The 14,162-nt window shown below is 39.8% G+C and carries 14 protein-coding genes, 1 tRNA gene and 1 pseudogene; 5 read left to right on the top strand and 11 right to left on the bottom strand.

Translation table 11 applies throughout. The features are described from left to right. Positions 1-61 precede the first annotated feature (61 nt). The 8 genes and pseudogenes from O3643_RS08270 to O3643_RS08235 all read right to left on the bottom strand — a co-directional run bounded on the left by O3643_RS08270 (position 62) and on the right by O3643_RS08235 (position 7,991). A tRNA-Glu gene (locus tag O3643_RS08270) sits at positions 62-133 on the bottom strand. A gap of 136 nt (positions 134-269) precedes the next feature. Next, positions 270-881 carry a 30S ribosomal protein S4 gene (gene rpsD, locus O3643_RS08265; protein ID WP_004253981.1) on the bottom strand — a complete coding sequence of 204 codons (612 nt, stop codon included), beginning with the start codon at positions 879-881 and terminating at the stop codon, positions 270-272. Between the two features lie 203 nt (positions 882-1,084). After that, positions 1,085-2,119, bottom strand: a complete 1,035-nt coding sequence (locus O3643_RS08260) for a sensor histidine kinase (RefSeq protein ID WP_371501118.1) — start codon at positions 2,117-2,119, stop codon at positions 1,085-1,087. Continuing rightward, a complete protein-coding gene (locus O3643_RS08255) occupies positions 2,116-2,814 on the bottom strand; it encodes a response regulator transcription factor (protein ID WP_371501116.1) in 699 nt (232 codons plus the stop codon). Before O3643_RS08255 ends, O3643_RS08260 begins: the two co-directional genes overlap by 4 nt. Positions 2,815-2,894: 80 nt before the next feature. Next, a complete protein-coding gene (locus O3643_RS08250; protein ID WP_371501114.1) occupies positions 2,895-4,982 on the bottom strand; it encodes an SSURE domain-containing protein in 2,088 nt (695 codons plus the stop codon). A 156-nt stretch (positions 4,983-5,138) separates the two neighbouring features. After that, positions 5,139-5,804, bottom strand: coding sequence for a TrkA family potassium uptake protein (locus O3643_RS08245; protein ID WP_371501112.1), 666 nt, complete (start codon positions 5,802-5,804; stop codon positions 5,139-5,141). A gap of 13 nt (positions 5,805-5,817) precedes the next feature. Next, complete coding sequence (locus tag O3643_RS08240; protein ID WP_371501110.1) at positions 5,818-7,194, bottom strand: TrkH family potassium uptake protein; 1,377 nt, start codon at positions 7,192-7,194, stop codon at positions 5,818-5,820. A 32-nt stretch (positions 7,195-7,226) separates the two neighbouring features. Next, a pseudogene (locus O3643_RS08235) lies at positions 7,227-7,991 on the bottom strand (nucleoside phosphorylase). A gap of 175 nt (positions 7,992-8,166) precedes the next feature. Here O3643_RS08235 and O3643_RS08230 point away from each other — a divergent pair. From O3643_RS08230 to O3643_RS08220, 3 genes are all read left to right on the top strand, one after another. Then, positions 8,167-8,619, top strand: coding sequence for a DUF3290 family protein (locus O3643_RS08230; RefSeq protein ID WP_371501108.1), 453 nt, complete (start codon positions 8,167-8,169; stop codon positions 8,617-8,619). Next, positions 8,616-9,248 carry a DUF421 domain-containing protein gene (locus O3643_RS08225; RefSeq protein ID WP_371501106.1) on the top strand — a complete coding sequence of 211 codons (633 nt, stop codon included), beginning with the start codon at positions 8,616-8,618 and terminating at the stop codon, positions 9,246-9,248. The genes O3643_RS08230 and O3643_RS08225 overlap by 4 nt, the downstream gene beginning before the upstream one ends. A 116-nt stretch (positions 9,249-9,364) precedes the next feature. Beyond that, a complete protein-coding gene (locus O3643_RS08220; protein WP_371501104.1) occupies positions 9,365-9,568 on the top strand; it encodes a CsbD family protein in 204 nt (67 codons plus the stop codon). A 62-nt stretch (positions 9,569-9,630) separates the two neighbouring features. On the opposite strand, the gene O3643_RS08215 is transcribed toward O3643_RS08220, so the two are convergent. Further along, on the bottom strand, positions 9,631-10,824 hold the full coding sequence (locus tag O3643_RS08215; protein WP_371501102.1) for a carbohydrate-binding domain-containing protein: 1,194 nt from the start codon (positions 10,822-10,824) through the stop codon (positions 9,631-9,633). A 207-nt stretch (positions 10,825-11,031) separates the two neighbouring features. Between O3643_RS08215 and O3643_RS08210 the strand changes: the two genes are divergently transcribed. Together O3643_RS08210 and O3643_RS08205 are read left to right on the top strand one after the other, a co-directional pair. Next, positions 11,032-11,808: a polyphosphate polymerase domain-containing protein gene (locus O3643_RS08210; RefSeq protein WP_371501100.1), complete on the top strand. Its 777-nt coding sequence runs from the start codon at positions 11,032-11,034 to the stop codon at positions 11,806-11,808. Next, complete coding sequence (locus O3643_RS08205) at positions 11,801-12,484, top strand: DUF4956 domain-containing protein (protein ID WP_371501098.1); 684 nt, start codon at positions 11,801-11,803, stop codon at positions 12,482-12,484. Before O3643_RS08210 ends, O3643_RS08205 begins: the two co-directional genes overlap by 8 nt. 28 nt (positions 12,485-12,512) lie before the next feature. Here O3643_RS08205 and O3643_RS08200 read toward each other — a convergent pair whose 3' ends face one another. After that, complete coding sequence (locus tag O3643_RS08200; protein WP_371501096.1) at positions 12,513-13,076, bottom strand: sugar O-acetyltransferase; 564 nt, start codon at positions 13,074-13,076, stop codon at positions 12,513-12,515. A 149-nt stretch (positions 13,077-13,225) separates the two neighbouring features. Further along, positions 13,226-14,162: LPXTG cell wall anchor domain-containing protein (locus tag O3643_RS08195; protein ID WP_371501094.1), on the bottom strand; the 937-nt coding region annotated here is incomplete at its 5' end.

Raw genomic sequence — 14,162 nt, 5'->3', positions numbered from 1 at the left:
ACTGTCAACAGGTTTTTTTAACTTTTTTTAAATCCTATTTCCATCAACCGCGATACACTCATAGTCCGTACGGGATTCGAACCCGTGTTACCGCCGTGAAAAGGCGGTGTCTTAACCCCTTGACCAACGGACCTGAGCTTTTTCAACTCTTTCTATTATACCCACTTTTAGAATCTTGTCAAGAACTTGAGATAAATTTTTCTTATTTTTTGTTTTTTACAAAGCAAAAAGCCCACTGTTGTAGGCTTTCTGTAATATATTTCTTAAAGTTAAAGCATTTTGTTGTAGAACTCAACGATAAGCGCTTCGTTGATTTCTGGGTTGATTTCATCACGTTCTGGCAAACGAGTCAATGAACCTTCCAATTTTTCAGCATCGAATGATACGAATGCTGGACGTCCAAGAGTAGCTTCAACTGCTTCAAGGATTGCTGGAACTTTCAATGATTTTTCGCGAACTGAGATTACTTGACCTGGAGTTACGCGGTATGATGGGATATCAACACGTTTTCCGTCAACAAGGATGTGACCGTGGTTTACGAATTGACGAGCTTGACGACGAGTAGTCGCAAGACCAAGACGGTAAACTACGTTATCCAAACGACGTTCCAAAAGAAGCATGAAGTTGAAACCTAGGATTCCGCCCTTGATTTTTGTAGCTTGTACGAACAAGTTACGGAATTGTTTTTCACCCACTCCGTAAGTGAAACGAAGTTTTTGTTTTTCAGCCAATTGCAAACCGTATTCTGACAATTTAGAACGGTTGTTTGGTCCGTGTTGTCCTGGTACGTAGTTACGACGTGCCAATTCTTTACCTGTACCTGTAAGTGAAAGGCCAAGGCGACGAGCTTGTTTCCAAGATGGTCCTGTATAACGTGACATATGTATGTCCTCCTAATATAGATATAATTTCGGCGGAAATAGTCACTTAGAAAGCCCTGATTCGTGCAGATGCCCTTCGCCTAAACAGCCAAGGTTACTTGTTATAAGACACCTGTTGACGAGCTTCATGCTTTCCTGCTGCTATTTCACACAAAGGCTATTGTACCATGAAATACTACATTTGTAAAGAAATTTTTTTAGTTTTATTTCAAATTAAGATGAAATGTAAACGTACTTCCTATTCCATGCTGGCTTTCTGCTGTTATTTCACCACCTAGTTGATGGGCTAGTTCTCGTGCAATCGCAAGCCCTAATCCATGACCACCTGTCTTCATATTACGTGATGTTTCTACACGATACAGTCGGTTAAAAATTTTTTCCAAATCTTCAGGAAGAATACCTTGACCCTCGTCTTTCACACTGATTATCAGCTCTTCTTCTGTTAATTGAGCAAGAACTTCAATCCTAGTTCCAGGTTCTGAATATTTAAATGCATTGTTTAACAAATTGACTAGAATACGAGAGAGTTTGTCATAATAACTCTTGATTTTCGCAGACTCAGGCTTTACTTGGATGTAGACATCTCGCTCCTCTTGTTCAATCTGAAGTTGAAATTCACTCATCGACTCAATCAACAGCTGATCTAAAAACACATCTTCGACTTCTTCGTCAGCTATATCTTGAGGTTGAGCGTTAAGAGTCAAAACATCCAATTCCTCGACTAGCTTGTTTAAACGCTCGGTTTGGCGACCAATCGTGGTTAAGTAATGGAGTCGTTCCTCTTCCTTGATTACTCCATCTAGAATTCCTTCCACAGTAACCTGAATGGAGGTAATGGGAGTTTTAATATCGTGAGAGAGCTGAGCAATCATCATTCTCTTTTCTTGCTCACTCTCATCAAGTGATTGAAAGGTATCTTGTAAATTGTGGGACATGTCATTAAAAGCTTGGCCTAACTCTTGAAATTCTATCGGCCCTTTGGTTTCAATTTCTGTGCTGAAATCTTTGCCAGCTATATTCTGAGCTTGTTTTTTCAAATGTTTTAGAGAAGAAAAAACAGGTGACAAAAGAAAGATGCTCACTGCAGCGCCAATGAAACTAGCAATCAAGGTCATTCCAACCAGAAAGTAAACTTCACTTTTCTCAATCAACATTCGTTGGACTGCCCAGAAAACGACCAAAATCGTTAGTAGAGTCGAAACTAGATACCCCACTAAAATATAGCTTTTTAATTTCATTTTTTACCTCTCGGTCTTTCCATCTTATAGCCCAATCCCCAAACAGTTTTGATAGCAGGGGTGTTTAAATTCGTATACTTACTCAACTCTTGTCTCAAAGCATGAATATGAACATTGAGTGTATTGGTATCATCCACATAATCCTCTTGCCATACCTTCTCGTATAGTTCAGTTTTTGAAAAGACTCTCTCAGGATTGCTGGCTAATATCCATAGAAGTTCAAAAGATTTCACTGTCAATTCCAAAGGCTGTTCCCCAATGCGAACCTCATGAGTCACATGGTTGATCACTAAATCACCAAACTCAATCTGCTCGTTCTCTCCACCACGACTAAGACGGCGCAAGATATTATTCACTCTCAAAACCAATTCCCGTGGACTAAACGGTTTAGCTATAAAATCATCTGCCCCCAAACTTAATCCATAAATCTTATCCTGTTCGCTTGTCTTAGCAGTTGTAAAGAGAAAGGGTTGATCAGGAACAATATACTGAACTTCACTGATGAAATCATAACCGTCCATATTAGGCATCATGATATCTGTGATAATGAGGTCGATAGATTTTTTTCTAAAAAGTTCTAATCCTTCCTTACCGTCATGGGCAACTAAAACATCGTAACCTGCCTGTAAAAGATAGCGATTTTGAATATCTAGAATATCTATCTCATCATCAACCAACAAAATTGTCTTTTTCATTTGACACTCCTTTGACAAAAACAGTGTTATACTTGCTTTAGTATAACACTATTTTCCGTAATGTTTAAATGATTTGAACCTTAATCTTCTCTTTTGGTTTTCCAACCTAAAAATCCAACAAAACCTGCCAAGGCTAGGCCAAGGATTCCAAGTCCAGCTGTAGCCGTTTGAGCTTCACCAGTATTTGGTAGCATCGCTTTATCATCTTTTTTCATCATATTAGCCATTGGGCTAGAAGCTGGTTGATCTACTTTCATATCTGACATATGGTGATTTGTACCCATCATACCCTCAGTCATACCCTTAGAGCCTGTTTCAGAAGGCTTCGTATCCATCTGACCTTGTTGAGATGGTATTGTCGCCATTTCTTTTCCACGAAGCTGAATCGTTACTTGACGAGTAGCAATCAGATTGGTCAACTCAGGTTTGCCATCTTTAGAGCCATAGACTTTAATAGTAGCTGAATATGTATGGGTTCCGTTAGCTCGAAGTTGCTCCAGCAAGGCCTGACCATCTTTCCCAACCGTATTGCCATTCAAATCCACTTCGTAGAAATATTGGCCTTTAGCCAAGCCTTCAAGTGGCAATAAAGCAGGATTTTTATCCATTCCATTGTCTGACCAAGGGGCTTTGTCTGAGGCTTTTAACAAGAGGCGAGTCAACATACCATCTCCACCAAAAGCTTCGTATGGAATAACTTGGTTGACACCGGCCAAGAAAGGTCCAGGAACCATAGCCTTATCAAGGTAGCTAGCTGGAACATCAATCATGTCTTTGACATTGTTAACAACAGACTCTTTAACCTGATTTGGTGTGGTCAAGCCATTCAAATTAACAGTCAAATCTTTAGTCGCTACTAGGTTAGTCAAATCGGCCTTGCCATCTTTCACACCGTACACTTTAATAGTAGCTTTATAACTTTGAGTACCATTTTGTTTCAAGAGGTCAAGTAACTCTTTGTCAGATTTACCTTGAGTGCCAGCCAAATCTACTTCGTAGAAGTAGAGGCCTTTGCCTAATTTCTCTACCGCTGGGAGAGCAGGATTTTTAGCCGTTCCATTATCTGACCATGGAGCCTTATCAGAGGATTTCAAGATAAGGCGAGTCAACATACCATCACCAGCGAAGAATTCGTATGGAATAACTTGGTTGACACCAGCTGTAAACGGACCTGGGAAATTAGCTTTGTCAAGGTAGCTAGCTGGGACATCTACTGTGTCTTTAGTATTGTCAGCCACACCTTTTTGCACTTCAGCTGGAGTGGTCAAGCCATTCAAATTAACATCCAAATCCTTAGTCGCCACAAGATTTGTTAAGTCAGCTTTGCCGTCTTTCGCACCGTACACTTTAATAGTAGCTTTATAACTTTGCGTTCCATTTTGTTTCAAGAAGTCAAGAAGCTCTTTATCTGATTTACCTTGAGTACCTGCCAAATCCACTTCATAGAAGTAAAGGCCTTTGCCCAATTTCTCTACCGGTGGGAGAGCGGGATTTTTAGCTGAACCATTGTCTGACCATGGAGCCTTATCAGATGCTTTCAAGATAAGGCGAGTCAACATGCCGTCACCAGCGAAGAATTCGTATGGAATGACTTGGTTGACACCAGCTGTAAATGGTCCTGGGAAATTAGCTCTATCCAAGTAAAAAGCTGGGACATCTACTGTATCTTTAGTATTGTCAGCCACGCCTTTTTGGACTTCAGCTGGAGTAGTTGCTGGTTGCGCTTCACTGGCTTCACGGTCTTGTCCAGAAACTGTAGACGTAGGACCTTCCACAGGTTTAACTACATCTTCTGTTTGTTTCTTAGAGTCAGGTTGTGCTTGCACTTCTTCTTTTGTTGCTACTACTGGCTCTTTAGCAGTTGCGTCCGCTTTTTCTGAAGAGCTTGTCGTATCTACACTTGCTTGAGGTGTTGGATTAGACTGTTCTGAAGAAAGATCTACATCTACTGCTTTATTTAGAGCCTCTGCTGATAGGTCGCCCTTTTCACTCACCGAGGCGTCGTTTGACACGACTTGAGCAGGAGTCGGATTGACGACATCAGCACGTGCAGAACTTGGTTGACCGACTAGGACAAAGAAGCCACTAGCCACAACAACTGAAGCAACACCTACACTGAGGCGGCGAATAGACCAACGAGTATATCTCTGATTTGGATTGAATTTCATAGGATTCTCCTTAGAGTTTTCTTTTTTTGATAGCTCTAGTATAATCTCCTAAAATTAAAAAGGATTAAGAAAAAGTTAAAATTTTTCTTAAATCCTTCTTATAAAATACTTATATTGACTCAATAGTCACTAGAAAAAAGAATGGTCATTTCTCTTTTAATCATTGAGGTGTGCTAGATTATCCAAATATTGGTTATTGATTACTGCCATCATATAGCCATCAGCTTTCAATTGATCATCCGGCCCAAATTGAACATCCAAGGGAGCATTTTCATAGTCACGAAAACCAAGAATATTGAGATTGTATTGTCCTCGAAGATCAAGTTCACTTAGACTCTTACCTGCCCACGACCGTGGAATTTTCATCTCGACTATCGAGACATTTTTGTCCAACTGAAAAACATCAACGCTGTTATTAAATAAAATAGTCTGTGCCAATGAGCGCCCCATTTCAAACTCTGGTGAGATGACTGAATCTGCGCCAATTTTTTCAAGGACTTTTTTTGCTGTATGGCTTTTAACCTTAGCAATAACAGTTGGTACTCCTAGACTCTTGCAATGCATGACTGCAAGCACACTAGATTCTAAATTTTCCCCAGTTGCCACCACAACTGTATCGCAGGTATCAATTCCTGCTGAGAGCAAGAGCTCTTCATCGGTAATATCTCCAACAACTCCACGTACCAAGACTGGTTCGAACTGATTGATTCGTTCCTCATGGTCGTCAATGGCGATTATATTTATATCATGCTGAGCGAGAGCGGTAAGTACACTACTCCCAAAAATACCCAAACCTAAAATTCCAATTGTCCGATCTGACATAGTTTATCCTTTCTTATCCTATGGTAATATCTGCTTTCATATAGTGGATCATATCTTTCTTATCTGGTTGATACTCAGCCAAACTAACTAATAGCGTCAGTGGTCCAATTCGTCCAATAAACATCAGTAGCATGATAATGCTAAGAGCTAATCTACCTAACTCTGGTGTCAGATTTGCCGTCACTCCGACCGTGGCAAGGGCAGAAATTGTCTCGAACATGATGTAGATAAAGCGCGGATTCCCTTCTGCGGTTACCCCTAACAGGATCAAGCCCAGCAAGAAAGTTAGCAAGAAGATGATAAAAACACTGAAAGATTTTTGGACTGTCCGAGGTAAAATTGTTCTCCGAGCTATATTGGCATGGGGTAATCCTAAAAGTTCACTGCGTGCAAATACTAATAATACAAAGAAGGTTGTGATTTTAAGCCCCCCGGCTGTTCCACCAGGCGCCCCACCGAGAAACATTTGTAAGATATAAATCAGCAAAGTAACAGGCCGAGCCTGGGTAAAATCAATAGAAGCAAAACCCGCCGTTCTCATGCTAACTGTTTGGAAAAAACTGACTAGCAATTTATCAGGGATGCTGAGATTGCCAATCGTTCCCGGATTGTTCCACTCGATCAAGAGGGTTGAAACTGTTCCAGTAAATAAAATTCCTGCTGTCAAGAAGAGAACCAACTTGGTATGGAAGCGAAGCCGACGTTTTTTCTTGCTCAACTGCGTGGCCAGATCAAACCAAACCATGAACCCTAGACCACCTGTGATGATCAAAGCAGCAAGCACTAGATTAATCAACGGATCAGTTTGAAAAGCTACTAAACTTGTACTTCCAAAATTATCAAAACCAGCATTACAGAAAGCTGAAATAGCTACGAAGATAGAGGTAAAAATCCCTCGGCCCCAACCAAATTCCGGAACAAAACGAAAACTTAACAAGAAGGCTCCGAGTCCTTCAACGATAAAAGTCGTCAAAAAAATCGAACGTATGAAAACCATTAAAGACTGAGTTTCTCCATAACTAAAGCTCTCCAGAATTGTTTCACGGCTACGAAGGCTGAGCTTTTGCTTGCTTTGAATATAAAAGACCCCTATAAAGGTCATGAGACCCAAACCACCAATCTGGATCAAAAACATACAGATTAATTGACCCCAGATGTTATATGTTTCAGCTACTGGTTGAGTAAAGAGTCCTGTCACACAGACCATGGATACTGCTGTAAAGAGATGGTCGAAATAGGTAGCTTGGGAGCTTGTTGCTTGCACAAATGGCAGACTCAAAAGAAGAGAGCCGGCGAAAATAACCAAAGCAAAACTTAAAAAAATTCGACGAGCAGGTGATAAACGCCCCAAGGTCGTGTTTATTTTTTCCGAAAATGATTTGAATAACATAGTTACATTGTACCATAAAACAGTTAAAGCAGTCACATATGACTAACGATTTCAAGACAGAGTTCTAAGGCCTTGTCAAAAGCTTCTGAACCCCAATCGCGGCTATCATAATTTTCTAAATCCGCTAGAGAGTCGGCTGTAAACAGAAGTTGTCCCCAAACGATTCATCGAAGCTGGGCAACTGCTGCAAGAGCTGCACACTCCATCTCCACAACTGCACAACCTTCTTCCTTACGATAGGCAACTTTTTCAGCCGTTTCTCGGTAAAAACCATCTGTCGACCAAGTCATAACCTCTTCATAAGGAATACCTAGTTGTTCCAAGACTTGCCCGATGGCAGAAATCGCTTCGACATGTACATCCATATAACGAGAAGGCGCTACATAGTGGTAGCTGGCTCCCTCATCTCGCAAAGCGCGAACAGGGACGAGAAAGGCATTTTCTTCTATATTCGTTAACACGCCACAAGTGCCAGTAGAGATGATTTTCTCCACACCATAGCCAATCAACCAATCCATAAACTGGGCCGCTGGAGCAGAACCAACGGGCGCTTGGGCCAGACAAACTTCATCACCCTTGTAACTCATGACATAAACAGGATAGGTCTTGGTGGCAGAAACGAACTCGCCAACGCACTCTGCTCCCACTTCCTGAGCATAGCGGTCAATCTCCTCCTCCAAAAATGCATAGATGCACTTCTTTGGTAACTGTAAATCCAAGCCTTCATGATTGGGCATGATAACTGCCTGAGGATTATCATCAAACTCTAAAATAGGAATAGCGTGTTTTTGAATCATAGAACACCTCCTCTAAATTTGTACTATTATAACAAAAGCCAAACGAAAGTCAAGATGAGAGAAAAACTTATCTTAAATAGTAAACAACAATTAAATGCTTTTTTCGTCATAATAAAATTGCTATAGCTTAGGAATTAGTTTATAATAGATTGAATTTAAAAAAGGGAGAAATCTTATGAAATTCTATTCATATGACTATGTTCTCAGTCAGATTAGTCAACAGAATTGGACCATGATTATTGTGTCGACATTCTTAGTGATTGTGACTGGATTCTTTGCATTTAAGGCTTTCAAAGATAAAAGAGGGAGTAAGTTCCGTGAATTATCGCTCATTTCTATTTTGACGTTAATTGCTTTTGTATTGATTAGCATTACGAATTTTCAAAGCAACCAATCTAACGATAATCAATTTCGTAGTTCCTTGCACTTCATCGAAATTGTATCAAAAGAGTTAGGTGTTGATAAGAAAAATGTTTATGTCAACACATCAGCAGTGACTGATGGGGCGATTATTAAAGTAGGTGACAATTTTTATCGTGCCATTAGTGGGACTGACCAAGATAGCTATTTATTAGAAAAGATGGAACTCTATAAATCAGATGTGGAACTCGTGGAGGTTGAAAAATGATAAGCTTTTTTGCTACAATTGCAATTAAATTAGCCTTGGGGCTACTTTCTCTTGTTTTTGTTATTAACGTAACAGGTAAAGGAAATTTAGCACCAAGTTCTGCAGTAGATCAAATCCAGAACTTTGTTCTCGGGGGTATTATCGGTGGGGTTATCTACAATAGTTCTATCACCATCATCCAATACATTGTTATCCTCATTATTTGGACTATTCTCATTTTACTCCTCAAATGGTTGAATACCAATGTTTCCTTCATTAAACATCTGATTGACGGAAAACCTACGATTATCATTAAAAATGGTAAGTTAGATCCTGAAGCCTGTCGCTCAAAAGGTCTTGCAGCGGCAGATGTAGCTCTTAAATTGCGCTCCCAAGGAATTTTCCAATTGAAGGATGTCAAGAGAGCTGTGATTGAGCAAAATGGGCAATTGATAGTCGTAAAAATGGGTGACGAAAATCCTAAATATCCAGTGATTACCGATAGTGTTGTCCAAGTTGAAATCCTAGAAACCATTGGCAAATCTGAGGAATGGCTAACAGAAAAATTGAAAGAAGAAGGTTTCGAAGACGTTTCTAATATTTTCATCGCTGAATACGATAAAGGTCAATTGAACATTGTAACCTATTAAAAAATAAACTGATGCTTTTCGTATCATTTTTTTGCTTTTTAATACTAAAGGGTATATACTTAAGTTATTATCTAATGGATTTTAGATGATGGAATAAATTAACGGAGGTAACACCCATGTCAATCGAAGAAAAATTCAACCAAGCTAAAGGTTCTGTTAAAGAAGGTTTTGGTAAATTAACTGGCGACAAAAAACTTGAAACTGAAGGAGCTACTGAACAAGTAGTTTCTAAAGTAAAAGAAGTTGCTGAAGATGCTAAAGAAGCTATCGAAGGTGCAGTATCTGGAGTAAAAAACATCTTTAAAAAAGACGGAGAATAATTCTTTCTCGTCCTAAAAACATAAAAACTCTCCCTTCTCTTTCGAGGAAGGAGAGTTTTATTTTATGGTTGACCACCAGGGCCACCGCCTCCAGGCATAGAATTGACGATTTCAGTTTGTTTTTCACCGTTGAGATAGATATCTCCACCTGTGTAGGTCGCTGTTCCGTCAAAGTCAAATCCTGTTTGACCAGTCATTTTAATAGTCCCGCCAGTAACTGTAATGTTTCCATTTGAGTCAATCGGATCAGTGTCTCCTTGACCAACTTCAACGGTCAAGTTCCCACCATTCATAGTAAAGAAGATTTCGCTTTGTTGGGCGTTTTTGTTAGCTGCATTAACACCATCATCTGTCGCGTAAATAGTAATGTCCCCACCGTTAATAGTGATAGACTTACCTTCAAGCCCTTCTGTAGAATTCTTAACAGTATAGGTACCGCTATCGATAACCAAATCACCTGATGCATGGATACCATCATCACCAGCAGTAACAGTGATAGTATTATCAGAGAGATACATGGTTCCTACAGATGTGTCCTCATCATTGTCGACCTTAACTCCGTCTTCCTTGGCATCGATAGTCATGGTTGTGCCGGTAATGTTGAGTTCATCATTGACATTAAAGGCATCCCCGACTGCTGTGATGTTGTAGGTTCCACCTGTGATGTGAAGTGTATCATTTGCCTTAATACCATTGTTTTTCTTACCATCTACATTGAGAGTTCCTTTACCGTTGATGGTCAAGTCCACTTTAGAGAAGAGGGCTGCATCAGCTTTTTCATCACTATTAGAAGCTGAATCTGAGAGGCTATTGGTTGTGCCATCTGCTAGAGTTAGGTAAACATGACCAGCTGATGTAGCGGAAATAGCTGCATTGGTATTGGTCATGGTCACACCCTTTAGAACAATATGTACATCATCAGAATTTCCAGCTTCGATCTTGATTTGAACTCCATCAGATTGACCAGAGATCACATAGGTACCTGACTTAGAAATTGTAACGGTAGATCCTGATACGGCAACTCCGTCACCTGATACCTTCGCTGTTGATCCTGACAAGGTTACAGTTGCGGCTGCCTTTTCATCATAGGAGGTATCGTGGTCCTTGTCTGTGAAATAGTTAGTTTTCTTAGCATCTGTAGTGGATGTAGTTGTTGCAGCACTATCGCTTGTATTTGAAGTTGACTGGGTACAAGCTGTTACCAGTGTTAGAGTTGCTATACTCGTTAGTAAGAATGTCCATTTTTTAGCTTTCATGCTCGTTTCCTCGACTTTCATTTTACATGCTCTTAGTCTACGTGACTTTCCTAAAATAAGCCTAAACTTTTTCTGAAAGTTTTCTTAAGTTTAGTTTCAATTAAGTTAAATTTAACAAAAGTTTTAGATAAATTCCTTAAAATCCTAGACAAACAAGCTCGTCCTTGTTTAAAAATAGTATAACCTAAGATTAGAGGAGAAGGACTTATGAAACCAATCGAAACAACTTTTAAACGGATTGAAACCAAATATGTTGTCTCCAAAGAAATTTTAGACAAACTGATTCAAGATTTAAAGGAATATTTAGTAGAAGACGACTATCCAATTTCAACCATATCAAATATCTACTTTGATACAGAAGACTTTGATATTCTCCAAGAAGAGCATCTTGGCGACAAACGAAAAGAAAAGGTACGGATGCGGACTTATCTCAGCCAACCTAAAATAGATAATCATGTTTTTTTAGAAATCAAAACTAAGGACCAAGAAGGGATTGGTCGCAAGTACCGACTGCTCTCAACTCCTAGTTCCATCATCAATTTCATAACCAAAGGGCACTTGGATGCTAGCATTACTGATACCGTCGTCATTGAAAAAGTGAAAAAACTTCAGCATGATTACAAACTCGCTATCAAGCCTCGTATGTACATCTACTACTATCGTTATTCATTAAAGGAAAAGAAATCTATTGAGGGCTACGACTATAACAAAATCCGTATCACCATTGACCAAAATCTAGTCTATAGAGATGAAACTGTCAGTCTCTTCGCGGGAAATCACGGGGCTCCTCTCTTAGATAACAGCACTGTGATTATGGAAATCAAGGCCCCTGGAAACAAGCCCCAGTGGTTACAAGACATTCTAGACAAGTATGGTTTGATGGAGCACAAATTTTCAAAATACAGTTGTGCATACCATAAATCTCAAGGACTTCCTTATGCTCCTCGTCCCAGTATAGAAAGCGCAGGTACCTCTTATGCTTAATCTATTTAATTCCATTTTCAATAACGCCACTGCAAGTGCAGATCCCTTTCAACTACTGTTGGCACTTCTAGTCAGTCTAACCTTAGGTTTAGCTCTCACTTGGACTTACAAATATCGAACCCTCTACACCAGAGAATTCGCTATCAGCTTGACCTTGCTTCCCTGCCTCATGACCTTGGTTATTTTTCTGGTCAATGGGAGCTTGGGCACCTCAATTGCTGTAGCCGGAACCTTTAGTTTAATTCGTTTCCGTTCAGCAACGAGTGGATCACGAGAACTGATTGCCATATTCCTTGCCATGATTATCGGTTTGGCTTGCGGAACAGGCTACCTCTTCTTGGCTATTCTCTCTACACTCTTTATCTTGGGCGTTTGGTTCCTTTTGGAAAATCAACAGATTAAAACTGACAATCAACGCCGTAGACTTTTGACAATCACGGTAGCCAATCAAGACAAGGTACAGGAAGTTATTCAATCAGCTCTTGACCAATTCTGCTCAGAAGTTGACATGATTACAATGAATAGCACTAACGCAGGTGATAATCTAACAATCGTCTATGAAGTCGAGCTAAAATCTGATACCGATGACTTCCAAGTCGCTTGCTATCTTACACGCAACATTGCTGAATGCGATGTGGCTCTCACTAAAAAAGCTAAAAAGAGAAAAAATCTCTAGCAAAAAAGAACAGCATTTCGCTGTTCTTTTAATTCTCTTTGACTGGAATTTCTTTGATAACTCGTGCTGGGTTGCCTGCCAGAACTACATTATCACCAAAAGATTTAGTAATGACAGCTCCTGCTCCTGCAACAACGTTATCACCTAGTGTAACACCTGGAAGGACAATAACCCCACCACCTGCCCAGAAGTTCTTGCCGATTGTAATTGGTTTCCCAAATTCTAAACCTGAATTTCGTTCATCTGGATCCAGCGGATGAAGGGGTGTTAAAAATTGGCAGTTAGGACCAATCATAGCATTGTCGCCAATGGTAATAGGACAAACATCCAACATGGTCAGATTCCAATTGGAATAGAAATTTTCTCCCAAATGAATATTGACACCATAATCCACTACCAAACGAGTATTGACATAGAGGTTTTCACCCGTTGAACCAAACCATCCTTTGATGATTTCCATACCTTTTATTGGATCGACTTCTTCATTAAAGGAAGCTTGCTTTTGTCGTGCTGTTTGTGCTAGAGCACGAAGTTCTGGATCGAACGGGTGATAGGGTTCTCCTGCAATCATTTTTTGGTATTCACTTTTCATATCTTGATATCCTTGTTTATTTTACAAGATTGTAGCATAGTTCTATCCTTAAAACAAGCCACAAAGCAAAACGATAAAAAACTAGTACATCTTTGGATGTACTAGTTTTTAATTAGAAAGGTGACTTTTCCACTACTTTACAGAGTTGATTAGTCTTCTTTCTTTTTACGAGCGATAAGTCCAAATCCACTCAAGACACCTACTAAACCAAGAGCTGCAAGGCTAGCATGATCTTCAGTACCAGTATTTGGCAATTGAGGAGCATTTTCCTTAGCTGGAGCTGGTTTAACTGGAGCTTCTGGTTTTTCTGGAGTTACAACTTTCTTGTAGATGTGTTGGATGTTACCATTTGCATCTACAACAGTCTTCACAAACTCATATCCTGGAATATCTTTCTTAGGTTGTTCTCCATCCTCTGTTGGATATCCTGGAATTGGGTTTCCATTTTCGTCAACATGAGTTGTTGTGATCTTTTCGTAGACATGTACTGTATCACCATTTGGCAATTTCTTAGTTTCAACGAAGCGGTATCCTGGAATGTCTTTCTTAGGATTTTCACCGTCTTCTGTTGGATATCCTGGAATTTCATTTCCGTCTTTATCCTTGTGACTAGTCTTCACTTTTTCGTAGACATGTTCTGTGTCGCCGTTTGGAAGTTTCTTAGTCTCTACGAAGCGGTATCCTGGAATATCTTTCTTAGGATTTTCGCCGTCTTCTGTTGGATATCCTGGAATTGCTTTACCTTCTTTATCTACAAATGTAGTAACTGGTGTTACTGTTGGTGTGTATGTTGCAGAAGCTTTTGTTCCGTTCATATCTTCACGAACAACTGTAACAGATGGAGCTGTTCCTGTAAATTCAGGTTCTGGTTTGAAGGTTACTGTTCCGTCTGGTGCTACTGTGTAAGTACCAACACCCGGAATAGTCTTAGTTGTTGAACCATCGTCAAATGTTGCTGGAACATCATCATTCATTGGAACACGGCTATCACCTTCCTTGAATGTTGGTTTACCTGACTGTCCTTTACCTTTTGGTCCAATAGTTGTAGCTGGTTCTGCTGTTGGTGTTACTGGTGTAACAGTTGGT

Source organism: Streptococcus sp. 20925_1_44 (assembly GCF_041432435.1).
GTDB classification, from domain to species: Bacteria; Bacillota; Bacilli; order Lactobacillales; family Streptococcaceae; genus Streptococcus; species Streptococcus infantis.
The sequence above is the reverse complement of the archived record's forward strand: the minus strand, read 5'-3'. Positions and strand labels throughout refer to the sequence as shown.

Bases quoted from the DNA above. Each gene is read 5' to 3' on its own strand.
- rpsD (WP_004253981.1), bottom strand. From the start codon at position 881: ATGTCACGTTATACAGGACCATCTTGGAAACAAGCTCGTCGCCTTGGC.
- O3643_RS08260 (WP_371501118.1), bottom strand. From the start codon at position 2,119: ATGAAATTAAAAAGCTATATTTTAGTGGGGTATCTAGTTTCGACTCTA.
- O3643_RS08255 (WP_371501116.1), bottom strand. From the start codon at position 2,814: ATGAAAAAGACAATTTTGTTGGTTGATGATGAGATAGATATTCTAGAT.
- O3643_RS08250 (WP_371501114.1), bottom strand. From the start codon at position 4,982: ATGAAATTCAATCCAAATCAGAGATATACTCGTTGGTCTATTCGCCGC.
- O3643_RS08245 (WP_371501112.1), bottom strand. From the start codon at position 5,804: ATGTCAGATCGGACAATTGGAATTTTAGGTTTGGGTATTTTTGGGAGT.
- O3643_RS08240 (WP_371501110.1), bottom strand. From the start codon at position 7,194: ATGTTATTCAAATCATTTTCGGAAAAAATAAACACGACCTTGGGGCGT.
- O3643_RS08230 (WP_371501108.1), top strand. From the start codon at position 8,167: ATGAAATTCTATTCATATGACTATGTTCTCAGTCAGATTAGTCAACAG.
- O3643_RS08225 (WP_371501106.1), top strand. From the start codon at position 8,616: ATGATAAGCTTTTTTGCTACAATTGCAATTAAATTAGCCTTGGGGCTA.
- O3643_RS08220 (WP_371501104.1), top strand. From the start codon at position 9,365: ATGTCAATCGAAGAAAAATTCAACCAAGCTAAAGGTTCTGTTAAAGAA.
- O3643_RS08215 (WP_371501102.1), bottom strand. From the start codon at position 10,824: ATGAAAGCTAAAAAATGGACATTCTTACTAACGAGTATAGCAACTCTA.
- O3643_RS08210 (WP_371501100.1), top strand. From the start codon at position 11,032: ATGAAACCAATCGAAACAACTTTTAAACGGATTGAAACCAAATATGTT.
- O3643_RS08205 (WP_371501098.1), top strand. From the start codon at position 11,801: ATGCTTAATCTATTTAATTCCATTTTCAATAACGCCACTGCAAGTGCA.
- O3643_RS08200 (WP_371501096.1), bottom strand. From the start codon at position 13,076: ATGAAAAGTGAATACCAAAAAATGATTGCAGGAGAACCCTATCACCCG.